This is a genomic window from Maricaulis virginensis (genome assembly GCF_027922185.1).
Lineage (GTDB): Bacteria > Pseudomonadota > Alphaproteobacteria > Caulobacterales > Maricaulaceae > Maricaulis > Maricaulis virginensis.
The window spans coordinates 338,154-362,554 of record NZ_BSFE01000002.1 but is presented as its reverse complement, the minus strand read 5'-3'; the positions used below and the strand labels follow the sequence as shown (position 1 = coordinate 362,554).

At 65.2% G+C, this 24,401-nt stretch carries 24 protein-coding genes; 9 read left to right on the top strand and 15 right to left on the bottom strand.

Annotated elements, in window-relative coordinates; genetic code table 11:
- Positions 1 to 91: 91 nt before the first annotated feature.
- From PKE71_RS05210 to PKE71_RS05190, 5 genes are all read right to left on the bottom strand, one after another.
- Positions 92 to 3,535 (bottom strand): tetratricopeptide repeat protein, encoded by a 3,444-nt coding sequence (locus tag PKE71_RS05210; RefSeq protein WP_271185905.1) that lies wholly within the window; start codon positions 3,533 to 3,535, stop codon positions 92 to 94.
- Positions 3,519 to 4,280: a MotE family protein gene (locus PKE71_RS05205; protein ID WP_271185904.1), complete on the bottom strand. Its 762-nt coding sequence runs from the start codon at positions 4,278 to 4,280 to the stop codon at positions 3,519 to 3,521. The genes PKE71_RS05210 and PKE71_RS05205 overlap by 17 nt, the downstream gene beginning before the upstream one ends.
- Before the next feature lie 3 nt (positions 4,281 to 4,283).
- Positions 4,284 to 4,685: a DUF6468 domain-containing protein gene (locus tag PKE71_RS05200; RefSeq protein WP_271185903.1), complete on the bottom strand. Its 402-nt coding sequence runs from the start codon at positions 4,683 to 4,685 to the stop codon at positions 4,284 to 4,286.
- Positions 4,682 to 5,767 carry a flagellar motor switch protein FliM gene (gene fliM / locus PKE71_RS05195; RefSeq protein ID WP_373878794.1) on the bottom strand — a complete coding sequence of 362 codons (1,086 nt, stop codon included), beginning with the start codon at positions 5,765 to 5,767 and terminating at the stop codon, positions 4,682 to 4,684. The genes PKE71_RS05200 and fliM overlap by 4 nt, the downstream gene beginning before the upstream one ends.
- A 69-nt stretch (positions 5,768 to 5,836) precedes the next feature.
- Positions 5,837 to 6,412 carry a flagellar basal body-associated FliL family protein gene (locus PKE71_RS05190; RefSeq protein WP_271185901.1) on the bottom strand — a complete coding sequence of 192 codons (576 nt, stop codon included), beginning with the start codon at positions 6,410 to 6,412 and terminating at the stop codon, positions 5,837 to 5,839.
- 259 nt (positions 6,413 to 6,671) lie between these two features.
- On the opposite strand from PKE71_RS05190, the gene flgF reads away from it, so the two are divergent.
- Genes flgF through flgH form a run of 4 tightly spaced genes read left to right on the top strand, consistent with a single transcriptional unit; the run spans position 6,672 to position 9,946 of the window.
- Positions 6,672 to 7,424: a flagellar basal-body rod protein FlgF gene (flgF, locus tag PKE71_RS05185; RefSeq protein WP_271185900.1), complete on the top strand. Its 753-nt coding sequence runs from the start codon at positions 6,672 to 6,674 to the stop codon at positions 7,422 to 7,424.
- Positions 7,425 to 7,438: 14 nt separating this feature from the next.
- Complete coding sequence (flgG, locus tag PKE71_RS05180; RefSeq protein ID WP_271185899.1) at positions 7,439 to 8,224, top strand: flagellar basal-body rod protein FlgG; 786 nt, start codon at positions 7,439 to 7,441, stop codon at positions 8,222 to 8,224.
- A gap of 12 nt (positions 8,225 to 8,236) precedes the next feature.
- Complete coding sequence (flgA, locus tag PKE71_RS05175; RefSeq protein WP_271185898.1) at positions 8,237 to 9,181, top strand: flagellar basal body P-ring formation chaperone FlgA; 945 nt, start codon at positions 8,237 to 8,239, stop codon at positions 9,179 to 9,181.
- 18 nt (positions 9,182 to 9,199) lie between these two features.
- Positions 9,200 to 9,946: a flagellar basal body L-ring protein FlgH gene (gene flgH, locus PKE71_RS05170; RefSeq protein WP_271185897.1), complete on the top strand. Its 747-nt coding sequence runs from the start codon at positions 9,200 to 9,202 to the stop codon at positions 9,944 to 9,946.
- Between the two features lie 436 nt (positions 9,947 to 10,382).
- On the opposite strand, the gene dksA is transcribed toward flgH, so the two are convergent.
- Entirely contained in the window at positions 10,383 to 10,811 is a 429-nt protein-coding gene (gene dksA / locus PKE71_RS05165) for an RNA polymerase-binding protein DksA (protein WP_271185896.1), read from the bottom strand.
- 176 nt (positions 10,812 to 10,987) lie between these two features.
- Positions 10,988 to 11,407, bottom strand: a complete 420-nt coding sequence (locus tag PKE71_RS05160; RefSeq protein WP_271185895.1) for a flagellar assembly protein FliX — start codon at positions 11,405 to 11,407, stop codon at positions 10,988 to 10,990.
- A 249-nt stretch (positions 11,408 to 11,656) separates the two neighbouring features.
- Here PKE71_RS05160 and PKE71_RS05155 point away from each other — a divergent pair, with 249 nt between their 5' ends.
- From PKE71_RS05155 to PKE71_RS05140, 4 genes are all read left to right on the top strand, one after another.
- A complete protein-coding gene (locus PKE71_RS05155) occupies positions 11,657 to 12,778 on the top strand; it encodes a flagellar basal body P-ring protein FlgI (RefSeq protein ID WP_271185894.1) in 1,122 nt (373 codons plus the stop codon).
- Between the two features lie 5 nt (positions 12,779 to 12,783).
- The gene (locus PKE71_RS05150) at positions 12,784 to 13,113 is read left to right on the top strand and encodes a rod-binding protein (RefSeq protein WP_271185893.1); all 330 of its coding nucleotides are present in this window, start codon (positions 12,784 to 12,786) and stop codon (positions 13,111 to 13,113) included.
- Between the two features lies 1 nt (position 13,114).
- Positions 13,115 to 13,564, top strand: a complete 450-nt coding sequence (locus tag PKE71_RS05145) for a flagellar basal-body protein FlbY (protein WP_271185892.1) — start codon at positions 13,115 to 13,117, stop codon at positions 13,562 to 13,564.
- 84 nt (positions 13,565 to 13,648) lie between these two features.
- Positions 13,649 to 14,299 carry a class I SAM-dependent methyltransferase gene (locus PKE71_RS05140; protein ID WP_271185891.1) on the top strand — a complete coding sequence of 217 codons (651 nt, stop codon included), beginning with the start codon at positions 13,649 to 13,651 and terminating at the stop codon, positions 14,297 to 14,299.
- A 16-nt stretch (positions 14,300 to 14,315) separates the two neighbouring features.
- Here the strand turns inward: PKE71_RS05140 and PKE71_RS05135 are convergent, their stop codons facing one another.
- A complete protein-coding gene (locus tag PKE71_RS05135; protein ID WP_271185890.1) occupies positions 14,316 to 17,069 on the bottom strand; it encodes a hypothetical protein in 2,754 nt (917 codons plus the stop codon).
- Positions 17,070 to 17,297: 228 nt separating this feature from the next.
- Here PKE71_RS05135 and pseB point away from each other — a divergent pair, with 228 nt between their 5' ends.
- Positions 17,298 to 18,371 (top strand): UDP-N-acetylglucosamine 4,6-dehydratase (inverting), encoded by a 1,074-nt coding sequence (pseB, locus tag PKE71_RS05130; RefSeq protein ID WP_271185889.1) that lies wholly within the window; start codon positions 17,298 to 17,300, stop codon positions 18,369 to 18,371.
- A gap of 154 nt (positions 18,372 to 18,525) precedes the next feature.
- On the opposite strand, the gene pseC is transcribed toward pseB, so the two are convergent.
- From pseC to flbT, 7 genes are all read right to left on the bottom strand, one after another.
- The gene (gene pseC / locus PKE71_RS05125; RefSeq protein WP_271185888.1) at positions 18,526 to 19,692 is read right to left on the bottom strand and encodes a UDP-4-amino-4,6-dideoxy-N-acetyl-beta-L-altrosamine transaminase; all 1,167 of its coding nucleotides are present in this window, start codon (positions 19,690 to 19,692) and stop codon (positions 18,526 to 18,528) included.
- A gap of 108 nt (positions 19,693 to 19,800) precedes the next feature.
- Positions 19,801 to 20,634, bottom strand: coding sequence for a flagellin (locus tag PKE71_RS05120; protein ID WP_271185887.1), 834 nt, complete (start codon positions 20,632 to 20,634; stop codon positions 19,801 to 19,803).
- Between the two features lie 216 nt (positions 20,635 to 20,850).
- Positions 20,851 to 21,180 (bottom strand): flagellar protein FlaG, encoded by a 330-nt coding sequence (locus PKE71_RS05115; protein WP_271185886.1) that lies wholly within the window; start codon positions 21,178 to 21,180, stop codon positions 20,851 to 20,853.
- A gap of 137 nt (positions 21,181 to 21,317) precedes the next feature.
- Entirely contained in the window at positions 21,318 to 22,142 is an 825-nt protein-coding gene (locus tag PKE71_RS05110) for a flagellin (protein ID WP_271185885.1), read from the bottom strand.
- A 349-nt stretch (positions 22,143 to 22,491) separates the two neighbouring features.
- Entirely contained in the window at positions 22,492 to 23,319 is an 828-nt protein-coding gene (locus PKE71_RS05105; RefSeq protein ID WP_271185884.1) for a flagellin, read from the bottom strand.
- Between the two features lie 201 nt (positions 23,320 to 23,520).
- Entirely contained in the window at positions 23,521 to 23,904 is a 384-nt protein-coding gene (gene flaF / locus PKE71_RS05100) for a flagellar biosynthesis regulator FlaF (RefSeq protein WP_271185883.1), read from the bottom strand.
- Positions 23,904 to 24,290 (bottom strand): flagellar biosynthesis repressor FlbT, encoded by a 387-nt coding sequence (gene flbT / locus PKE71_RS05095; protein ID WP_271185882.1) that lies wholly within the window; start codon positions 24,288 to 24,290, stop codon positions 23,904 to 23,906. The genes flaF and flbT overlap by 1 nt, the downstream gene beginning before the upstream one ends.
- Positions 24,291 to 24,401: the final 111 nt, after the last annotated feature.

Genomic DNA, 24,401 nt, shown 5'->3' with positions numbered 1-24,401 from the left:
GTCGCCCACGACGCATCACGCTCCGCGGCTCGTCCGCGCAGGCCAGTGTCGTTCCGATGAGAGATATGTCAGCGCAGCCGGAGCAACAGCCCTAGCTCGGACCGCCGCTGTTTGTGAAGCGGTCGCGGAAGGGCTCCATGAAAGCGTCCAGCGTGTCGATGCTGGCGATCCGCGTGGCGAGATCGGAGAAGCGGGCATTGCCCGCCGGCGCGCTCTCGTCGGTCAGCAGCTCGAACGCTGCGGCCTGTTCCGTCCCGGCCATGGCATCGCCATAACGCTCGCCCAGCCGCACGGCGGCTTCGGTGTCGCGGGCCAGCGAATAGGCAATCGCCGCACGCATGACATCGGCCTGTTCGGACGCATCCAGCGGCTCGGTATCGGCAAAGCGGTTGCCCAGCAGGGCCTCGAGCCGCCGGCCGGCCATCGGCCAGTCGCGCTGGGTCCAGGCAATATCGGCACGCAGCCGGTTGGCGGGGGCCGAGCGATCGGACGCGATCAGTTCCAGCGCCTGCTCGTGGCGGCCCAGCTCGGAATAGGCACGGGCTTCGAGCAGATAGCGCTCATTGCGCAGCTCTTCGGACAGGCCGGCTATGCGGGATGTCCGCAAAGCGTTGATCGCGTCCTCATAGCGCCGGTCCATCAGATAGACGACCGCGAGATCGGTCGCGACACGAGCCCGGGCGAGCGGCTCACGCAGGCGGTATTCCACCTGGTGCTGCAGCAGTTCGGAGGCCGGATCGAGCAGGTCGAAGGCGATCAGGCGTTCGGCCAGGCGGCGCACCATGCGGTCGCCATCGGCCCCGATCGGCACGAGGTGCTGGTATTCGTAGAAGATGGCGACGGATTCGACCGGATCCATACGATCCGCTTCGCCGTCGAGGAAGAGACGGCGGAAGATCGCATCCATGTCTTCACCGATCCGGCGGCCGGCTTCGGTATCCGGGAAACGCGCCTGGGCGGTGTCCATCGTTTCCAGCCCGCGCGCATATTCGCCGGCGCTGACATAGAGCTCGCCCAGCGCACGCACCGTATCCAGTTCGATCGTGTCGCCACGCCAGCGGAAGCGCAGGTTTTCCAGCGCGTCGATCGCCTCGGTGCGGGTGATCTGCCCCGCGGCCAGCTGCAGGCGATAAAGGTCGGACAGCGCCTTGGCTTCCATCTGCGCATCGCCGGAATCCGACAGATCCTGCAGCAGCGCGATCGCCTGCTCAATCTGGCCGTCGGCCTCGGCCAGGCGTGCCTGGATGTACTGTGCCTCCCGACGCGTCCGCGCGTCCGGTTCACCGGCCTCGGCACGGTAGAGCAGGTCCTGGGCGGCCGCATAGTCTCGCAATTCCATCGCGGCCCGGGCATGCGCGACCTGGAAGCGCGACTGCCAGACCGGCGGATAATAATAGATCGTGCTGTCACCGGACGCGAAACGGCGGCGGGCATCGGCCCAGCGCTCCTCGCCGACGGCCGTCATCGCACGCCACAGATCGGCTGCCGGATCAACGGCCAGCGCGGGGTGCGAGAAATAGGTCTGGGCGTCCGTCAGCCGGTCCATCATGTAGCTGGCCACACCCTGCAGCGAGCGCACATGGGGATCGTTTGCCAGCGAGGCGTCCTGCTGGATCGCAAGGTCCAGCATGCCCAGCGCTTCCGGTGCGAGCTCGTTGGCCAGAAGAAAGCGCGCCAGCGCGACCTTGCCGTCCGTGCCCTCTTCCAGCGCCGCACGGCGCAGACGCGCATTCCAGTCGCGGCGGAAATACCCGTCGCCATCCCAGGCGTCGAAATAGACCAGAGCCGGCGAGGAAATATTCGCGAGGACCGAGCTTTCCGCGCCCGCGGCAGCGGCATCCGATGCCGGCGACAGGTTGAGCCCTTCCGGACGGCTGATCGCCACGCCCGAGGTGATGAGGCTGATCTCGATATCCTCGGCGATGGCTTCCACGGCGCCGCCCTGGGCGCTGGGCAACAGCGCACCGCCGACAAAGTCGCGCCGGGCGGTCAGGCCCTGTACCGGCGCACCGGCCGTGACCACGCCGATCCGGTCTCCCACAACGGGGTCCTCGATCCAGCGGATGGCGCGCGGATCGGCGATATCCATCAGGATCCGCCCCGGCCGGGTGCGGCGGGCATCGCGGCGGACATTGATCGGGCGCGGCGGCGAGTCGATCCGTTCGGAGAACACCACCGTCCAGCGCGCGCCTTCGATCCGTGCCTCGGCCTGCGAGGTCGAGGGCACGGCGATGCGCGCGGCCGACCAGTCCTCGCCGCGCACGGCCGTGTAGTCGCGCACATGGCGGCGATTGGCCATTTCCATCTCGCGCAGGTCGATATCGGCAGCAGCGTCAAAGACAATCCAGACCGCCTCGCCGCGGCGGAAGACGGCCGCTCCGAGCGGCGCTGCCCAGTCGAACTCGACCCGCAGATCGCCGTTGAACTCGGAGACATTCGCGCGCACCCGGCCATCGGCCGGCACGGGGTCGCCGCCTTCAGCGACAATCGGGGCGTCGGCCGAGACGTACCGGGTGTCTGCAACCGGCTCGTCTTCAGCGGGCTCGTCTTCTGCGGGCCGGGGCTCGGACGCCGGTTCCGGTTGCAGCTGTGCAGGACCGCGAGCGGGCGTCTCTGCAGCATCCGCGACGGACACTGTATCGGCCCCCTCTTCCGGTACGGTCTCTTCCGGCTCGGCTTCGCCACCCGTTTCGGCTGACAGATCGCCGAGCTGGGCCAGCAGGGCGGCCGCGCTGGCCACATCCGGATCGGGCAGATCCACAACGACCCGTCCGCCCTCATTCCAGGCCCGCACCTCGACCCCGTCCATCACGTCCAGCGTGAGAACCCAGTCATTCACATCGCGTTCGCCGCGGACGTTTTCCAGGAAGCGCGGCGGCGATCCGCGCAGACGGCCCAGCTCGATATCGGCCGGGGCGTCAAAACGGATGGTCGCGATATTGCCGGTCTGCGCGAGTTCGAAACCGACCTCGCGAGGCCAGAGAAACTCGATGCGTGTGTATTCGGTCGCCTGCCCGACGCGGTATTGCACCGGCAGTGCGTCAACCAGCGGCACGGGGGGCGGATTGGCCGCGCGCTCGGCAGCCAGGCGCGCCTCTTCGCGCTCACGCGCCTCGCGCGGCGACACGATGGGTGCAGGCGCCGGCGCGCCGACGGGAACGATATCGATCGCCACCTGGTCATAGCTCGACGACACATGGGCGTCGGCGGTCTGGTTGAGGGCGATACGCAGGGTCGAACCGTCGCGGTCAAGACGCGCACGGGCCGCCAGATTGCCAAGCTGGTCGGCCAGACCGGCGACATCCGCCTCCAGCGGTTCGCTCAGGCGGACGATCAGGACTGTGTGTTCGACATCAGCAGCGGCAGACGGGCGCGCATTCGCGATCGCATCGTCATAGTCAATGACGATGCGCGCGCCCGCACCCGTGCGCTCGACGACAAACGCCCCGGCCGTCTGGGCCAGGGCTGTCGAACCGAGCAAGGCGAGGGTCAGCCCGCCGGTCAGGGAGGCGATATGTCTAGCCGCCTTCGGCAAGCCGGGCCTCCAGCTCCGCAACGGTATCGGGCAGGTCGCTGCGGGTCGCCATGCGCTGGGTCACGGCGGCGGCGGCGTCCGGCGTCATCTCGGCCAGGATCGGCCCGAATTTGCGCTGCGACATCCGCGAGGCGATCTGGATCTGGGTTTCCATATCCAGGCTGGCGATCCGCTCGGCGGCATCGCCCGGATCCATGGCGCCATACCAGTCGACGATCACCTGCATGTCCTGACCTTCGCGTTCGGACAGGCTGTCGGTGAGCTCCATGATCTGCGTGCGCAGCGTGTTGAGCTCCTCGATCTTGCCGTCGACGCGCTGTTCCATGGCCAGCATCAGGGCTTCGCGGGTTTCCAGTTCCTGTTCGCGGCGATCCAGTTCGGCAGAGCGTTCGCGCAGGCGATAGAAGACGCGGTCTTCCTCGGCCGTGCGCATGCCGCTGGCAATGCGTTCGGCGAAGGCGGCAGACACGTCACCGGCCGGCTCGAACGCCGTGTCCGGAACAGGCGATGCGGCCGGCGTCTCCGCCGCATGCTCGCCCTCTTCGGCATCATGTGCGGCCTCCGCATCGGCAGGCGCGTCATGGCCGTCACCGCTTTCCTGCGGCGCCGTCTCTTCGGCGATCAGGGTGGCGGCATGGGCTTCCCACCAGTCGGCGGCGCCATTGGCGACCGACAGGGCTTTCAGACCGAACAGGCCGCCCATCAGGACGGCGAGAACGGCGAGCAGACGAACCGGTTCGCGCATGACCTATCTCACATCCTTCAGATCGTTGATGACGCGCGAGCCGGCGCCTTCGGGAAAAATCTCGCTGGCGCGGCGGCGGCCCGGAGCCGGCGCCCGCCGCGACGACAGGCTGTCCGCCCGGCGATCGGCCTCGCCGGTGATCAGCCGCAGCTCGTCGGCCAGCTTGCGGGCCTCGGCGACGCGGGTCTCGAGCACATCGCCGGACTGGCTGGTGGCGCGCTCGAGGGCAGCCAGGCTGGCCCGGGCTCGGTCAGTTGCCTCATTCAGGGCGATCACAGACGCCTGCACACCGTCCTGCCCCTTCTTCAGGGCATTCAGGCGGCGGTCGACACGCCAGCACATCACGACGGCAACGACGAGAAGCGCGGCCACCAGGCCTTCGAAAACCAGAGCTGCGAGCGTCATGCGAACCTCATCATCGCTTTCTTGGCCCCCGGCGAGAGCGGTCCGCTCAGGCGCAGGGCAACACTGTGTCCGATACGGCCCATACGGCCGCGGGTGAGCGGCACCTGGCCGCAGCGCAACTCCACCTCGCTGTTCGGGGTGGCGTCGAGGAAAAGCGTGTCGCCGACCTTGAGATCGGCAACCTTGCCGAGCGGCAGGCGCTGTTCGTCCAGAACGGCCTGGACTTCCATATTCGTCGACCACAGCTCGGTGGCCAGGTGGCCTTCCCAGATATTGTCGCGGCCGAACTTCTCGCCCATGAACTGCTGCAGCAGCATCTTCCGGATCGGTTCCAGCGTAGCATAGGGCAGCAGCAATTCGATGCGGCCGCCGCGATCTTCCATGTCGATGCGCAGCTTGACGAGGATGGCGGCGTTGGCCGGACGGGCAATCGCGGCAAAGCGCGGATTGGTCTCCACACGCTCCAGATCGAAATCCACCTCGGTGAGCGGCTGGAAAGCCTGTTTGGCATCGCCCAGCACAACCTCGATCATGCGCTGCACCAGCATGCGCTCGATCGTGGTGTAGGGACGGCCCTCGATGCGCATGGCCGAGGTGCCCCGGCGGCCGCCGAGCAGTACGTCCACGATCGAGTAGATCAGGTTGGAGTCGACCGTCAGCAGACCGTAATTGTCCAGCTGCTGGGCGCGGAACACGGCCAGGATCGCCGGCAGCGGGATCGAGTTGAGGTAGTCGCCGAAGCGGATGGATGAAATATTGTCCAGCGACACCTCGACATTGTCCGAGGTGAAATTGCGCAGGCTGGTCGTCATCAGCCGCACCAGGCGGTCGAAGACAATCTCCAGCATCGGCAGGCGCTCATAACTTACAAGCGCCGAATTGATGATCGCGCGGATGCCGGACTTGTCGGCCGCATCGTCATCGGTCAGCGAGAAGCCGAGCAGGCTGTCGATCTCGTCCTGGTTGAGGATGCGCTCGGGTCCGCCGCCAACGGTCGGCAGATCGTTGTCGTCATCGTCGCCGCCGCCGACCATCGCCTCCCATTCGGACGCCAGGTCGAGGTCGTCACCGTCCTCGGCCATTGCCTCCCATTCGGCGGCCAGCGCGTCTTGATCCAAGTCGTCAGACATCGGTATCCGTCCAGTTAAGCGTTAGTCGACAATCAGGAATTCCTGGATGAGCACGGCATCCACCTGGGCCGGCTCGATCGCCAGATTCACCCGGCGCAGCAATTCCAGCCGCACGCGGTGCATGCCCGCCGACCCGTAGAGATCGTCCTCGCGCAACTCGCGCAGGAACATGATGAACTGGTCCATGATCGGGTCCACATGGGACTGAAGAATGCTCTCCATCTCCGGATTCGTGGACTCGAAGGACAGTTTCAGCTGCACCAGCACCGGCCGGCCATCCGACGACCGGATGTTGGTGGTGATCGTCTCCACCTCGCCATCGCCCTCGCGCAGGTCGAAATAATGCGGTTCGGCATGCTGTTCGGCGGCGGCATGCGTATCGCCGCCATGCCCGTCGCCACCTGATTCGCCGTGCAACGAATCGGCTTGCTCGGCCGCATCGTCGCCGCCACCGGAGAACAGAAGAAAGCCGCCGACACCCGCGAGCAGCAGGATCAGCACAGGCAAGCCAATGAAAAGAATGAGCTTTAGCGGGCTTTTCTTGGCCTTCTCTTCGCCTTCGGCGCCGTCTTCGGTTTCGGTTTCTTCGTCGGCCATTGCGGGCTCCAAACGGGGGAATCGTCCTGACGCTATTAACGGTCACTGCGGTTAACGTTTCGTAGTGCTCCCCCCGCCCCGGCAACTTCTTCCCACCCGCCCGGACAGGATTGCCGGACCCGGCAGGCCTGCCCCCCAAGGCGGTCCGGCCAAGTGGCTGATAACCAACAAAATTAACCTTGGCACGCTGCGTGCACCTTGTCGGGCAATCGCTGCGACACGACGGCGAACACCAGGTATCCAGAAAGGAAACCGCCCGATGGACAACGCAATCATGATCGGCCTGACGCGCCAGATGACCCTTCGCCGGGACATGGACGTCATCGCCAACAACATCGCGAACGCGAACACGGCCGGCTTCAAGGTCGAGTCGCTGCTTCTCGAAAACCAGCCCGCCCGCACCGCCGAACACGCCGACGGACCGTCAGAGCTTCAGTACGTGACGAACTGGGGCATGGGCCGCGACTTCAGCCAGGGCGCGCTGGACTTCACCGGCCGCCAGTTCGACGTGGCGATCGAGGGCGAAGGCTTCTTCGCCGTCGATTTCAACGGCACCGAGCAATATACCCGTGACGGCCGCTTCCGCACCGATGCCGACGGCCAGCTGGTCGCCACCGACGGTGCCCCGGTGCTCGACGCCGATACCCGCGCCCCGATCCTGCTCGATCCCAACGCGACCGAGACCGTCATCGTCGACGGCGGCGTGATCATGCAGGACGGCCAGGCCGTCGGCCGCATCGGCGTGTTCGAAGTGCCCAACCGCTCGCTGATGACCAAGGAAGGCAATGGCCGCTACACGGTCGCCAATGCCGACGATCCGGAAAACCAGCCCCAGCCGGCCTTCGATCCGGTCGTGCGCCAGGGCTATGTCGAGCGCTCCAATGTCGAGTCGATCACCGAACTGACCGACATGATGAGCATCATGCGGACCTACCAGTCCGTGTCCAAATTCCTGAACGATGCCGAAGATCTGAACAAGCGCGCCATCGAGCGCCTCGGCCGCGTCTCTTAAGGAGGAGTTGAACCATGCGCTCCCTCACCACCGCCGCCACCGGCATGCAGGCCCAGCAGCTGAATGTCGAAGTGATCTCGAACAATCTGGCCAACATGAACACGACGGCCTTCCAGCGCCAGCGTGCCCAGTTCCAGGACCTGCTCTACCAGAACGTCCAGGCCATGGGGATGAACTCCTCCGATGCCGGCACCATCGTGCCGACAGGCGTCCAGGTCGGTCTCGGCGTGCAGGCCGACTCCATCTACCGGATCACCGAACAGGGTCCGCTGTCGAACACCGGCAATACCTACGACCTGGCGATCTCGGGCCGCGGCTATTTCCGCGTCCAGCTGCCTGACGGTTCCGACGCCTATACCCGCGCCGGCAATTTTGCCCTGAGCCCGGAAGGCGAGATCGTCACCTCCGACGGCTATACTGTCGCACCGGGTATCGCCATCCCGCAGGGCGCCCGCGAAGTCTCGATCAACGCCCAGGGCCAGGTCCAGGCGCTCATCGACGGCCAGACCGAACCGTCCACCGTGGGCCAGCTGGAACTGGTGACCTTCTTCAACGAGGCCGGCCTCGAGGCCACGGGCGACAATCTCTATCTGGAGAGCGCCGCTTCCGGCACCGCCTCTGTCGGCACGCCGGGCTCGCCGGGCTACGGCATCATCCGCCAGGGCTTCGTGGAAGGCTCCAACGTCAACTCGGTCGCCGAGATCACCGCCCTGATCCAGGCGCAGCGCGCCTACGAGATGAATGCCCGCGTCATCACGGCATCCGACGAGATGCTCGCTGCTTCCTCGAACCTGCGCTAACGGAGCGAATAGATGACCCGCACGTCTCTCCTCGCCCTCACCTGCCTGGCCGCCTCGGCGCTGATTGCGCCGCAGGCCCTGGCCAGCGACGCGGTGGTGCTGCGCGAAACCCTCCTGGTCGATGGCGCACACATCACGCTCGGCGACCTGTTCACGGTCGAGGGCGAAGCCGCCGGCGTCGTGGTCGCCCGCGCCCCGGAACCGGGCGGCCGCACCTCGCTGACGGTGGAATATGTCCGCCGCATCGCCGCCGACAACGGTCTGGACTGGGCCAATGCCGCCAGCGTCCGCCGCATCACGGTGGCCCGCGACAGCCAGGTGATCGACGCCGCCACGCTGACCGATCTTCTGGAAGGCGAGCTGTTCGCCGAAGAAGGCCGCGTCCACGAAGTGCGCCTGTCGAACACCGCGATGGCGCTGCACGCCCCGGTCGATGCGACCGGCGGTCTGCAGATCGAATCCCTGAATTTCGACCCGCGCTCGGGCATGCTCGTCGCCGACATCACGCCCTATGACGGTGCCCAGCCGGTGCGCATCACCGGCCGCGCCTACGTCACGGTCGACGTTCCGGTCCTGGCCCGCGCCATTCCGGCCGGTACCGAGATCTCCGACGCCGATATCGAATGGGTGTCGCTGCGTTCGGACCGCCTGCGTCCGGACTCGCTGCTGGATCCGGACTCCATCATCGGCCTGGAAACCCGCCGTGCCCTGCGCCCGGGCGAGCCGCTGCGCGGCTATGATCTGCAGCGTCCGCTGATGATCGAACGCGGTGAACTCGTCACCCTCGTCTTCGAAGCCCCGGGCATCCAGCTCTCCGTGCGCGCCCGCGCCATGGAAAACGCTGCCGACGGCGAGGTGGCCCGCTTCGTCAATCTGCAATCCAGCCGCACGGTGGAGGCCCTCGTCGACGGGCCGGGCCGGGCCCGCGTCGGTGCCTCGCCGGCTGCCAGCTTCTGATATCCAGGGAGAACCCCCATGATCCGCAAAATCGCAATCCTCATCATCGGCGCGGCCACCCTGCAGGCCTGTGCAGCCACCGACCGCCTGTCCTATGTCGGCCAGACGCCGCCCATGACACCGATCGAGAACCCGGCCGTCCTCGCCGGCGCCGGTCCGCAGCAGATCCCGATGCCGCCGGTCTATGCGACGCCGCGTCAGCACACCTCGCAGACCAACTCGCTGTGGAACGCCAACTCGCCGACTTTCTTCGGCGATCCGCGCGCCGCCCGCGTCGGGGACATCGTCACGGTCAATATCGACATTTCCGACCGCGCCCAGCTGCAGAACTCGACCAACCGGACGCGCTCCTCGGCGGAAGATGCCGACCTGACGCAATTCTTCGGCGCCGACCTGACCGGCTTCTTCAACGACAATATCGACCCGTCCTCGCTCGCCAGCCTCGGTTCGTCCTCCTCGACGCAGGGCGCCGGCTCGGTCAACCGGACGGAAAGCATCTCCCTGACCGTGGCCGCCCTGGTCACCTCGGTTCTGCCGAACGGCAATCTGGTGATCGCCGGCCGTCAGGAAGTGCGTGTGAACAATGAAGTGCGCGAACTGCTGATCACCGGCATCGCGCGCCCGCAGGACATCGCTTCGGACAATACGATCGCCCACACCCAGATCGCCGAAGCCCGTATTTCCTATGGCGGCCGCGGACATCTCACCGACGTCCAGCGCCCCCGCTACGGCCAGGAGATCTACGACCTCCTGATGCCGTTCTAGGACCAAAGACCCCGCCACCATCGGGTTCCACTGAGGCCGTCGCGTTCACTCGCGGCGGCCTATTTTTTTGTGCGAGAAGATACGCCCTTCTCCCCTCGCGGGGAGAAGGCGCCCGCGGAAACCGCTACACCCCCCAAACACCACCCCGCATTTCTCCCGGCCGGAAGCCCGGCCTTGAGCCGGGCGGAGTGCCGGGACCTGCCGGAAACTCATCGCTTGAAATGACCCTCGGCAGATCCCGGATCAGCAGCCTGCCTGCGCAGGCCTCCGTCCGGGAGAAATTGAGAAGTTGGAATGAATAGTCGCACTTTCCCCGGATTTATTCCGGGGCCTGGCGGCGGTTCAGACGCACACTCCACCAGCCCCCGGCACAAGGCCGGGGAAAGCGATGCAAAAAGGAAAACAGAAGCCTGCAGATACGCGTCCGCGAGGAATCCTACTCGTCGCGGTGGACGCGTTCCTTGCGCTCGTGGCGCTCCTGGGCTTCCAGGCTGAGGGTTGCCACGGGGCGGGCGTCGAGGCGGGCGAGCGAGATCGGTTCGCCGGTCTCTTCGCAATAGCCGTAATTGTCTTCCTCGATGCGGCGCAGGGCGCTGTCGATCTTGGAGATCAGCTTGCGCTGGCGATCGCGGGCCCGCAGCTCCAGGGAGCGGTCGGTCTCGGTCGAGGCACGGTCGGCCAGATCGGGCAGCGAGCCCATGTCTTCCTGGAGATTGGAGATGGTCGAGCGGCTCTCGCGGAGGATCTCCTCCTTCCAGGCCATAAGCTTGCGCCGGAAATACTCTTTCTGCCGGTCATTCATGAACGGCTCGTCGTCCGACGGGAAATAGTTCTTGGGCAGTTCGATGCGTTCGGATTCACTCATCGCTTTCCACTCACCACAATACGGTTTCCCACGCTCCCCTGAAAGCGGGCCGGAGAATATGCGCCGATCCCCGCAAGTCAACGCGCAGGCGCTGTTGGCAGCACTGCAATTCAGCGGCCGCACCGGAAAGCATCAGAAATAGTGTGAGTTTTCAGGCCCGCGCGAGGCGGTCACGATCAGGAGAACTTGGCCAGTTCCACAGCCGCACGCGTCTCGACCTCGTCCAGCGCGGCTTCCAGCCGGGCATCGTGAGTCTGGTCGCGGCGGGTCTGAAGGAGGTTCATCAGGGCCACCAGCTTGGCGCGCGGCAGGCCGCCTTCGAGCAGGGCAAGCTTCAGCTCATCGAGCACATCGAGCAGATCCATCGCCCGCTCGGTCGCCTTTTTCCTGGCCTGGGTCGCGTCTTCCACGCCCTGCAGGGCGAGGATCGCATCGACCGACTGGACCGCCGAGGTCGCACCCGCGGCACCGGTCGAGGCCGTGCGGCCCGCCGGGCTGCCTGTATCGACCGAGAATCCCTGGGAGGACGCGCCGGACGTGGTCTTGCGCTTGCCGGCCGAAACGGCGGAGTTCGAGCTGGGTCCCTGGATCTTCATGGCGAGAATCGATGCCTCTCTGCGATGCGTTAATGGATGAACCGGGCCACTTAATAGAGGCTTAACCGACGCGATTTGCCCGGCAATTTATGCCCGGCAATCGGCCGCACGGGCCAGGTTTTCCGCCCCCGGCGACGCCAACCCGGCGTCAAAGCCTATATTTTTCAGTGTTTTATTATATTAACCAAGTTTGCCAGACTGGCACGGTCTTCGCAAGGACGTGTGCGAACCCGTTCCGGAGACCGCAAAATGCGCATCTTGACCGCCCTGATCGCCGCCCTCGCCCTGGCCACCCCGGCCCTGGCCAATTCGCGCATCAAGGACATGGTGGACGTCGAAGACGTTCGCGAAAACCCGCTGGTCGGCTACGGCCTGGTCGTCGGCCTCGACGGCTCGGGCGACAGCCTGCGCAACTCGGCCTTCACCAACCAGTCGCTGAACGCGATGCTGGAACACTTCAACGTCAACACCCGCGACGCGAACCTGAACACGCGCAATGTCGCCGCCGTGATGGTCACCGCCAGCCTGCCGGCTTTCTCCGGCCAGGGCTCGCGCATCGATGTGACGGTCTCCGCCATCGGCGATGCCGACAGCCTGCAGGGCGGCACGCTGATCGCCACGCCGCTGTTCGACAGCCATGGCCGCGCCTGGGCCGTCGCCCAGGGCTCGCTGACCGTGGGCGGTTTCGAGGCTGGCGGCGACGCCGCGACGATCACCCGCGGCGTGCCGACCTCCGGCCGGATCGCCAATGGCGGCATCGTGGAAAACCCGTTCGACGGCACCGGGATCGACCCGTGGGCAGAAATCGCCAATCGCGACAGCCTGCGCCTGTCCCTGCGCAATCCGGATTTCACCACGGCGCGCCGCATGGCCGACGCCATCAATGCCTATATCGGCCGCGGTGCCGCCCGGGCGGAAAACCCGTCCACGGTGCGCCTGAACCGCACGGCCAGCTATGACGGCGACATGATCGACCTGCTGGCCGAAGTCGAGCAGTTGCGTGTGCAGCCGGACCTGCCGGCGCGCATCGTGATCGACGAGAATACCGGCACCATCGTGATGGGCGAGCATGTGCGCGTCTCCACCGTCGCCATCGCCCAGGGCAATCTGACCATCACCGTCTCGGAAACACCGGTCGCCAGCCAGCCCTCACCCTTCGCCGAGAATGGCGAGACGGTCGTGCTGCCGCGCACGAATGTCACCGCCGAGGAAGACACGATGCAGCTGGGCGTGCTGGACCGCGGCAGCGTCTCGCTGCGCGAGCTGGTCGACGGCCTGAACGCGATGGGTGTCAGCCCGCGCGACATGATCACCATTCTCCAGGCGATCAAGGCCGCCGGCGCCCTGCAGGCCGATATCGAGGTCCTGTAAGCACAATGGACAATCTGTTCGAACTCCAGATGGCCAATGCCGCCGCGGCGGGACGCTCCCAGGGCGCCCCGAACACCGCCGCTGCGCGCACCGAGACCGAGGCCCGCGCGGCCGCGGAAGAGTTCGAAGCCTTCTTCCTCTCCCAGATGCTCGAACAGATGTTCTCGGGCGTGGGCGAGGACAATCCGTTTGGCGGCGGCCCGGGCGAAAAGGCCTTCAAGGGACTGCTGCACGAGGAATACGCAAAAGTGATGGCGCAATCGGGCGGGCTGGGCCTGGCCGACCGGCTGACGGCCGAGATCCTGCGCTATCAGGAAGCCGGAGGAGGGAATTGACATGACGGAACTGGCAGCCGCAAACGGGTCGGAACGCACCCAGGCCCTGCTCAAGCTGACCCAGCGCCTGACCGCGCTGATCCAGGAAGAGACGCGCCTGTTCAAGGCCCGCCGTCCCCATGAGGCGATCGAGCTGCAGACCGAAAAGTCCGAGCTGGCCAATATCTACCGCGCCGAAGTCGCCCGTGCCCGCCAGGAGCCGGGCCGTTTCTCCGGCGCTTCCGAGCAGGCCAAGGCCTTGCTGCGCGAGGCGACGAAGGCCTTCCACACCGCGCTCGACGAGAACGGCCGCGTGGTCAACGCCATGAAAGTGCTGACAGAAGGCGTGGTGAAGGCCATCGCCGACGAGGCCGCCCGCCAGCGTCACGCCGGCTCGGGCTATGGCGCCAATGGCAACCGCCCGTCCGCCCCCACCGGCAGCTTCGCGATGGCGGTGAACCACACGGCCTGACCCCGGAAGATCCGCCGCGCCCCGGCCCGGCCTTTACTTGCCGGGCCAATCGCGGCAAGCGGTCATACGGTGAAGGAGCCGATCATGACCGAGCCGATTCCGACCCGCGACGCCTATTCTGAATGGGCGAAGGTCTATGACAGCAACGAGAACCGTACCCGCGATCTCGATGCCCTGGTCCTGCGCACCACCGAACTCCCGCTCGACGGCGCCGATGTGATCGAGCTCGGTGCCGGCACCGGCAAGAATACCGAGTATCTCGCCTCACGCGCCGCCTCGGTGCTCGCCCTCGATCTGTCGCCCGCCATGCTGGAACGCGCCCGGGCCCGCGGGCTGGGCGATCATGTACGCTTTACCGAACACGACATCACCCGCCCCTGGCCCTGCGCCGATGCGGTGGCGGACCTTGTCGTCGGCAATCTCGTGCTGGAGCATGTCGACGACCTCGCACCGGTCTATGCCGAGATCGGCCGCGCCCTGAAGCCCGGCGGCCTGCTCTTCATCTGCGAACTTCATCCGGACCGCCAGATGCGGGGCAGCCGGGCGCAGTTCGAGCGCAATGGCAAAGCCGCCTTCGTGGAGGCCTATGTGCATTCCGTGTCTGATTATGTGGCGGGCGCCGAGGCTGCAGGCCTGGTGCTGACCGGGCTCAACGAGGCCATCGAGGCAGGCGCCGAGGTCGACGAGGACACCCCGCCGCGCCTGCTGGCCCTCACCTTTTCGAAACCGCTTTGACCGTGACCGGTCAGGACTAGAGGAAGAGACCGCCGCCCTGCGGGCCGGCGCTCAGACGTGACAGGCCGGCCTGGTAATTGGCCAGCTGGGCGCTGTAATAGGCCGGAACCGTGCCGCCCTTCTTGCCCGCCTGCGGACCTTCCAGCAGCGCCTTCAGCGCCGGATCCATGGTGATCTCGCGATAGGCGCGCTGCACCTTGGACATGGCATCCTGGATCGCCTCGAAGGCAGATTCCGCGGATTTCTCGTCAGCCAGCGACATCGACACCGGCAATTCCAGCGCGAAGAGCGGCGGCGCGTCGGAGGTCTTTTCGTCATCGTCCAGCAGGGAGCCGGTATTGACGATGGCGCCCGGCTGGATGCCCAGCGATTCCAGCAGATCGCGGCCATCGGCGCCGGCGAACAGCTCGATCGTCTTGCCTTCGGCCGCCTTGATCCGCAGCTGGTCGCCATCGGAGGAGCGGCGCACGTCCGCCGTGCCGTTGAGCACCAGGGCCGCATTGATCTTGAAGGTCAGCGATCGCATCGTGTCGTCGCCGTCGATGCTGATCTTCTTGCGGCGACCGCCATCGACGGACACGTAGAAATGATCGCCCTCGCGCGCCGAGCTGCGGTCGGTCACCACGCGCGTGTCGGAATAGGTCAGCGTGCCGGACGGCAGGCCCAGCGCGTCCAGCACCGAGTCGTCGCCCGCCCCGATCGCCAGGCCCGTGGCCTGGGACAGCCCGTTGCGGCCGGACATCTGGTGCGACCAGTCGAGCGCGCCGGTCGCCGCATCCAGCTGCGCCGCGAAGGCATCGCGCTCGCCGTTCAGCGTGTCGCCATTGATCCCGCCCAGCGTCTTGCCGGCGATATAGACCTTGCCGTTGAACACCTCGATATCGGCCGCGCCGTCATCGGAGTCGGAGCCGACAAAGGTTGTGTAGTCGACACTGGCACTGGCGCCATCGGTCAGCTTGACAACGAAGGCATCGCGAACGCCACCATTATGGGCGCCCACCGGCGCGCTCGGCGCAAAGGCGCTGCCGGCCGCGCCGGTGATGTAGACATTGGTGCCGTCGACCGCGATACCGCCGATCGAACCGTCGTCCAGATCGCCCAGCGACTGTTCCCACAGGGCCGGCGCCGTATTGTCGGACGCATCGAACTTGCGCAGCACGGCCGTGCCGCCTTCATTGCTGGCGACCAGGATATTGCCGTCATCGGCGACCGCGATCGCGGACACCGTCTCGTCGCCGGCATCGCCGATACGGCGGGTCCACAGCGTCTGGCCATCGGTGCCGATAGCGCGCAGATAGCCGTCGCTGACCCCGCCCTGGTGCGGCTGATTGCCGAAGGCCGAGGCCGCCTTGCCGGCGACATAGACCGTGCCGTCATCGCCGACCGCAACGGCCGTGCCCTTGTCGTCGCCGGTGCCGCCGAAACGCTGCACCCATTGCTCGACACCGGCCGCATTATACTTGGCCACGAAGCTGTCGGAGCCGCCGATATCGGTCGTGTCGCCCAGACCGCCGGTCACCTGGCCGGTCACGACGACATTGCCGTCCGCATCGACGGCGACGCTGGCGCCCTCGGCATCGTCGGCCGCGCCGAGCACACGGCTCCAGACACGGTTGCCGGCGGAGTCATACCTGGCCAGGACCAGGTCCTGCTCGCCTTTCAGCGTCTGCCCGTCGGTCGAAGCCGTCGTCTTGCCGACCACGAAGATACCGCCATCAATCGCCGCAGCGGTCGCCTGGATCTCGAGCGGATTGTCGACCAGCTTGGTGCGGGTCTCACCCTCCTCGCCGCCGACAATATCGACCTCGCTCTTGGTCGGGTCGGCCGAGAAGCGGGTGGAATAGCCGATCGACGGGTCGCCGCTGGCCAGATCCGTCAGCTTGACGATCTGGCCGCCGGCCGTCTCGTTGATGCCGGACACGCCGGCAAAATAGAGCGCAGGCTGGGCCGCCGGGGCGGAGAAGGAAATCTGTTCCGTCGATACACCGCGCACCAGGAAGCCGTGATCGTTTCCGGGGATGACGCCGATATCGTTCTTCTCGCCGATCTTGGTGCGCTCGAAGCGCGTCACCATGCCGGCCGCTTCCAGCTCGGTATTGATGTGCGCGACGATGTTGTCGAGATTGCGCGTCTGGCCGCCCATATCGGCGAGATTGATGGCGACATCTGTCGTCACGCCATTCTTCTTCACCGAGATATTGAACTGAACGTCACCGGTCAGGCCGGGCACTTCGGCATCGAACTCGCCTGTATGGATGATGCCGGACTTGAATTGCGACAGACCGCGCGACACGGCAACACCGCTCTCGACCTTGCGCAGCTCCTCGCCCTTCAGCAGGGTCAGCTCTTCCAGGCGCATGTCCTGGAAGTATTCGTCAAGCTGGCCCAGACCGTTCTGGAAAGCTTTCTCCAGGATCATCCGGCGCGCATCATTGGTGGTCTTGTCACGGGCTTCCTCGGCCAGCGAGACCAGGCGCTTGAGGCCCTGGTGCAGGGAGAACAGGGTCTTGTGATCGTCCGGCGCATCGACATCGGAGAATTCCCGGCCCGGATCGAGGAAGAAATCCTGCGTCGCCATCACGCGGCGCCGCATCTCCTCGAGGGTCTGCAGGTTTTCGGACTCCAGCTCCCAGGGCGCAGCCACATCCTCGCCCGCCTGGCTGCGGCCGGCAGCCGACTGGGCAAGCGGCGACGAGCCCACCGTGGCGGTGGTGACCCGAGCCGAATACCAGCTGGTCAGCAGTGACTGGTTGATCCCGACGATCGCCACGATCCGATACCCTTTTATCCTGGTTGCAGAGTGTCGCCGCAGAACGCAAACAAAGTGTTGCCACACAGCGTAAACAACTTGCTCCCAAACACTTTTTTCGGCGCCGGACACCGGTTTTCCGGCCCGCGAGGCGAAAACCTGCTAGGATCGCCGCTCCGGCAGGGCCTAACGCGCCGTTAACCCTGTCGGCGCAGCGTCGGTCATCGAAATCGAATCGCGAGGCCATGCATGTCTGACAGGACTGCGCCCGAGACGCCCCTGGAGAAGCTGCTGCCCCAGCGCAGCTTCCTCGAGCCGCGCATGCCGCTGGACGGCAAGACCATCCTGATCACCGGCGGGACCGGCTCCTTCGGGCGCCAGATTACCGCGGCGATCTGCGACGAGTTCAAGCCGAAGAAGCTGATCATCTTCTCGCGCGACGAACTGAAACAGTATGAAATGGCTCAGGATTTTTCGCCCGGCGACTATCCCTTCCTGCGCTATTTCATCGGCGATGTGCGCGACGAGTCACGGCTGGACCAGGCGATGCGCGATGTCGACATCGTCATCCACGCGGCCGCGCTGAAGCATGTGCCGATCGCCGAATACAACCCGTTCGAATGCATCAAGACGAATGTCATGGGCGCGGAAAACGTGGTCCGCGCGGCGATCAAACGCGGCGTCTCGAATGTCTGCGCCCTGTCCACGGACAAGGCGGCGAACCCGATCAATCTCTACGGCGCCTCGAAACTGGCCGCGGATAAAATATTCACGGCGGCCCAGCACATGGGCGGCGATGGCGGACCGGTCTTCTCGGTCGTGCGCTACGGCAATGTCGTCGGCTCGCGCGGCTCGGTCATTCCCTATTTCCGCAAGCTCCTGAAGGACGGCGCCCGCGAACTGCCGATCACGGATCCGCGCATGACGCGTTTCTGGATCACGCTGGAGCAGGGTGTGAACTTCGTCATGTCCAGCCTGGCGATGGCGCGCGGCGGTGAAGTCTTCGTGCCGAAAATCCCCTCGATGAGCACGGCCGACCTGGCCCGCGCCATGGCGCCGGACCTGCCCCATCGCATCATCGGCATCCGCCCGGGCGAGAAGCTGCACGAGATCATGATCCCCGAGGACGACTCGCGCACCACGGTGGAGCTGGAAGACCGCTATGCCATCCTGCCCGCGCACAGCGCCAAGCTGATGGCCCGCTATCTGGCCACCGGTGCGCATCTCGTGCCCGACGGGTTCAGCTATGCCTCGAACACCAATCCGGAGCAGCTGGACGGCAAGGCCCTGCGCCGCCTGATCGGACAGGCCGAAGCCGCCTGAAGCGCGATCAGGTGAAGTGGGAACCGGTTCACCGGTTCGATCACGCGACCGCTCAAGTCGAGCGTGATCAGGTGAAGTGGAACCCGGTTCACCGGTTCGATCACGCGACCGCTCAAGTGAAGCGCGATCAGGTTCCGCAGGAAAGAATCCTGTTCTAGAGCCCCAGCACCTGCGCCAGCCGGTCCACGACCCGTTGCGGGTCGTCGTCCGCCATGCCCACGAACAGCGGCAGCGACAGCGTGCGCTCGTAATAACGGCGCGCGCCGGGCAGGTCCTGCCGGCCATAGCGGTCCTGGTAATAGGGCTGCTCGTTGACCGGGATGTAGTGCACCTGGGTACCGATACCGTGTGCCCGCAGCCGGTCCATCACGGCGCTGCGCGAGCGCCCGGCCGCCTCGAAATCGATCCGCACCGGATAAAGATGGAGACAGGGATTGCAGGCGCGCGTGCGCGCCAGCGGGCGCACCGTATCCGGCAGGTCCTGCAGCGCCGTGTCATAGGCCCGCGCCAGCGCCTGGCGCCGTTCGATGAAGGCCGGCAGGCGTTTCAGCTGGGAATGCGCCAGCGCCGCATGGATGTCGCTCAGCCGGTAATTCCAGCCCAGTGCGTGCATTTCGTGCCACCAGGGCTCGCCCTCCTGCCGGCGATGCCGGGCCGGATCGCGCTCGATGCCATGGCTGCGCAGAAGACGAAGCCGTGCGGCGACCGCATCGTCATTTGTCGTCACCGCCCCGCCCTCGCCGGCCGCGATCGTCTTGACCGGGTGGAAGGAGAAGGTGGCCGCGGCCGAATAGCGGCCATTGCCCACCGGTTCGCCCCGGTAGAAGGAGCCCGCCGCGTGGCTGGCATCCTCGACCAGAACCGCACCGGCCAGCGTCGCCGCATGGGCCAGCTCGTCCAGCGCGCCGCACTGGCCGGCCAGATGCACCGGCAGCACCACCCGGGCCGTGCCCTCGGCCCGCGCCAGCGCCGCATCGAGCGTTTCCGGCGTCATCAACCCCGTATCCGGATCGACATCGGCGAAGGCCACTTCCGCACCGCAATAGCGCGCGGCATTGGCCGTCGCCATGAAGGTGATGGCCGGCACCACGCAGGTATCGCCCTCTTTCACACCCAGCGCCGCCAGCGCCAGATGCAGCGCCGCCGTACCGTTCGAGCAGGACACCGAATGCCGCGCACCGACGGCTTCGGCAAAGGCTGCGTCGAAGGCATCGACGGCCGGACCCGTTGTCAGCCAGTCGCCGCGCAGCACCTCCGCAACGGCCTCGATATCGCTTTCGTCAATGGCCTGGCGGCCATAGGGCAGGAAGGTTGCGGACATCGGCGGGCCTCCTTGAAGCCGCGATCATGAAATGAGTCGCCCGAACGGAAACGGCCCCCGGAAATCCGGAGGCCGCGCCGTGGTGGTGGAGAGTGTTGCCAGAGCGGGTTAGCCCTGGAAGAGGCTGAGAATGGTCTGCGGCTGGGAGTTGGCGATCGACAGCGCCTGCACACCCAGTTGCTGTTTCACCTGCAAGGCCTGCAGCCGCGCGCTTTCCCGGGCGAGATCCGCATCGACGAGATTGCCGACGCCCTCGGTCAGGCTGTCGCGCAGCTTGTCGACGAAGCCGGAATGGGCTTCCAGCTTCTTGACGTCCGAGCCGAGATTGGCGAGCGCCTGGTTGACGTTTTCCAGGCTGGTCTTGATCGCGGTCACCGCGGCCGTGGCCAGGGTCACCGAGGTCAGGCTGGCCGTCGCGGCGAGCGTGATGATCGTGCCGCCAACGCTCAGATCCTGGGATTTCAGCGTAACCGTGCGGGCTGCGTCGGCGTCGGCGAGGAATTCGATGCCGCCGGTAATCGAACCGTTGAGGATGTTGGCGCCGTCGAACTCGGCGTTCTGGATGATCACCTGGACCTGGTCGAGCAGGGCCTTGAAGTCAGAGTCATAAGCCTGGCGGGAGAAGGCATCGAGCGAGGGGTCCATCGCCGCCGTCGCCTTTTCGCGCATCTCGACCAGCAGGTCCGAGATCGACTCGCCGGCCGCCAGGGCGACGTCACCGATGGTGGACGCCCGGTCGAGACCGTTCTTGACTGCATCCAGTGCGCCGATATCCGAGCGCATACCCTGGGCCACGGCGTAGATCGCCGAATTGTCCTTGGCACCCGAAATCTTCAGACCCGTATTGATGCGGTTCTGGACGTCCTGCATCTCGTAGGAGGTCTTGTTCAGGTTCTGCAGGGCGATCATGGCCCCGGTATTGGTGTGGACGCTCATCGTCATGCGACATTCTCCCGCGTATCCAATTCGCCACCTTCAGCGGCGGTTCGAACACACAAGCGCAAATGCCGTGCCGGTTATGGTTAAACCGGCAAGACAATAAAAATCAGCAGGTTACAAAAAGGCCTGCCGGTGAGTGTTTTTCGATTTGCGGAATTTGCCCAGCAAGGTCGGCCGGACCGGTCAGTTTTTGCCGGGTCGCCGACCTGCCGTTCAGGCTCAGGCGAGACGGTCGATCAGACCGGCCTGGCGGGTGCGGAGGTATTCGAGAAGGTCGCCATGCTTTTCCGGCGGCCAGCGGCGGACGGTCTCTCCGGTGTCCTGGTCGACCATCAGATAGATATACTCGCCATCGGCTTCATCCTGGAGGATTTTCAGGCGCGAATTGCTCAGCGCCGATTCCACCATGCGCGCGATCTCCTCGGCGCGCTGTTCCTGGCCGATATCGGCCTCGGCCGGCTTGTCGGCTTGCTCAAGCGGTTCGACCCGCCGCACGCCTTCACGTGGACGGTCGATGCTGAAGTCCCTGTTTTCGGTGTAGCCGGACACCGGAACAGTTCTTGGATTGAACCCCGTTTCTGCCATTGTCCTAATCGTCGACGCGGAGGCGCCGACGCCTCCTAATCCCTCACGTCAACCGCGGACGTGGATGGCGGAGCGAGGCTCCGCCATCCCAGTTCCCGCGATTAACGGAAGTAGCCCAGGATCGTGCTGGGTGCCGAGTTGGCGATCGAGAGCGCCTGCACACCCAGCTGCTGCTTGACCTGCAGCGACTGAAGACGGGCACTTTCTTTGGCCAGGTCCGCGTCGACCAGGTTGCCGATACCCTTTTCCAGGGCGTCAGACAGCTTGCCGACGAAACCCTTGTGAACTTCCAGAGACTTCGACGCCGTGCCGAGCTTGGCCAGCGAAGCGTTCAGGTTGTCCAGCGAAGTTTCGATCGTGGTGACCATCGTCGCCGCATCGCCTGCAGACGAGAAGGACGCCGTCGCGGCGACCGTCACGGTACCGCCGCCGAGCGTCAGGTTCGCGTCGGAGATGGTGATCGTGTTGGAGCCGTCAGCATTGGCCAGGGCCGAGATCGAGGTCACGGTACCGTTGATCAGGTTCGTGCCGTTGAATTCGGCGTTCGACGTGATCGTGGAGATCTGGTCGCGGAGCGCCTTGAAGTCTTCGTTCAGGGCGGTGCGCGAAGCCGTGTCGAGCGAGGTGTCGGAAGCGGCCAGGGCCTTTTCCTTCATCTCGACCAGCAGGTCGGAGATGGCTTCACCGGCGGCGAGGGCCACGTCAGTCGTCGACTGCGCGAGGTCCAGCGAGTTGCGGACAGCGCCGTAGCCGGCAACGTCCGAACGCATTTTCTGGGCGATCGCGTAGATACCGCCATTGTCCTTGGCGGAGGAAATCGCCAGACCGGTGTTGATGCGGCTCTGGACAGTTTCCAGGTCACGGTTGGTCTGGTTCAGGTTCTGCAGCGCAACCATGGCGCCGGCATTGGTATTGATGGTAGCCATTTCTTGGCCCTCTCCATTCTAGTGATGTAACGAGCGTTTTGCTCGCCAGGTCTTCTGACCCATCAACGTAGAGAGCAAGGCCGGGGCCAGTTTTCCCTTGCTATATCTGGTTAATGCGGCCGCCCCTGATTCGGCTGGCGCTTTTCACCCGGCAAGGCCTGCCGCGGTAACCATTCACCGGGAAAAATCTGCCGGGCAAACCGGCAAAAATGACCGGCAAATTTTGCCGATCGGCAAGAATTTATGCTTAAAAATGAGTTAATTCCGGAATTCGGGCACGCGAATGCGCCAGCGCCGGCGATGCAGAAAAAAAGTCGGGACCGCCAGAAGGCGGTCCCGACGGGCGAACTTAGCCGAAGAACGACAGAATGGTCTGCGGGGCCTGATTGGCGATCGAGAGCGCCTGGACACCCAGCTGCTGCTTGACCTGCAGCGACTGGAGCCGGGCGCTTTCCTTCGCCAGGTCCGCATCGACCAGATTGCCAATGCCCTTTTCCAGCGAGTCGGACAGCTTGGACGTGAAGGTCTTGTGGACCTCCAGCGACTTGGACGCCGTACCGAGTTTCGCCAGCGAGGCATTCAGGTTGTCGAGCGAGGTCTCGATGGTGGTCACCATCGTGGACGCGTCGCCAGCCGAAGCGAAGGAGGCCGTGGCCGCCACCGTCACGATACCGCCGCCGAGCGTAAGGTTCGCATCGGAGACCGTGATGGTGTTGGAGCCATCGGCATTGGCCAGAGCGGAGATCGAGGTGACGGACCCGTTGATCAGGTTCGTACCGTTGAACTCGGCATTGCTGGTGATGGTCGTGATCTGGTCCCGCAGGGCCTTGAAATCTTCATTCAGGGCTGTGCGCGAGGCCGAGTCGAGCGACGCATCGGCTGCAGCAAGAGCCTTTTCCTTCATTTCGACGAGCAGGTCCGAAATCGCCTCACCGGCAGCCAGGCCCACATCGGTCACGGAAATCGCCAGGTCGAGCGAGTTGCTCACCGCACCATAGCCGGCGACCTGCGAGCGCATACGCTGGGCGATGGCGTAGATGCCGCCATTGTCCTTCGCGCTCGAGACCTCGAGGCCGGTATTGATACGGTTCTGGACCATTCCCAATTCCGAGTTCGTCTTGTTCAGGTTCTGCAGGGCCACCATGGCCCCAGCGTTGGTGTTGACAGAAAGTGCCATTTTGTCAGTCCTCCATTCTGGAAGTATCCAAACCGAATTTTTCGGCCGTGGACGTTTTGTCCTGCGCACGGCTTCGCAAGCGGCGTGCCGCGCAGGCCTGACAAATCACCTCGAAATTTCAGTGGGTTGAAAAAGAAAAAGGGCACCTCCTCACCGGAGACGCCCTTTCCTGCCTGTCGTTTTTTGCCGGGGCGGCAATTCCTACCCGACGGCCTGGCCCTCGGCGCCGGCATTGGCCTGGGGCATCAGCCCCTGCATCACGGTGCGATTGATATCGACCAGGTCGTCGACCGCGTCCGGACTGCGCAGCGCCACGCTGGCATGCTTGGACACGAAGATGGAGAGCGAGATGATCGCGGCGCGCAGGCTCTCCGGCAGCTTGTTGTCCTGGCTGGCGCAGTCGATCGCCAGATTGCTCCAGACGCGTCGGTTCCAGTCGAGCGCCTCGGCCCGGCCCTTCACGTCTTCCTTGGGAAGCGACTTGGACGCCATCAGCGCCCGCGTGACCTGGGCGAACAACCGGTATTCGGTCGCCCGCGGGTCCTCGCTGCGCTGGCTCGCCTGCTGGTAAGCTTGAAGTGACATCAGGCCAGTCTCTCGGCTTCGTAGGTCATCAGTTTGCGGCAGCCCATCAGGGCCTTGTAGTGCTCGCCCGCCATGACATCGCGGCTGACCGATACACAGATCGACAGCACGCCCGGATCCGACACGACGCCCATGAACTCGTTCATGCGCAGCACGAACTCGTCATAAAGGGAGTCATCCTTCCTGTCGGACAGGTACATCATCATGATGGGGAAATAGATGCGGCGGACCGGCGTGGTGACGTCGCCTTCCTGGAGGATGTCCTTTTCGCGCAGGACGGCGGCCTTGTTCTTGAGCACCAGATTGGCACGCCGGTCACCGTTTTCGATGACGGCCCCGTTGAGGACAAACTTCTCGCCGGGTTTGAGCGAGATCTTCAGGGGCATGAGCAAACTCCGTTGCGCAGGACGGCGGTCACAGCCGATCTGGCGGCAGGTTGGCAAGTCCGGGTGAAGAAATCGTTTCCGCCCTCAAAGCCTGCCGCGCCGGCATCGTTA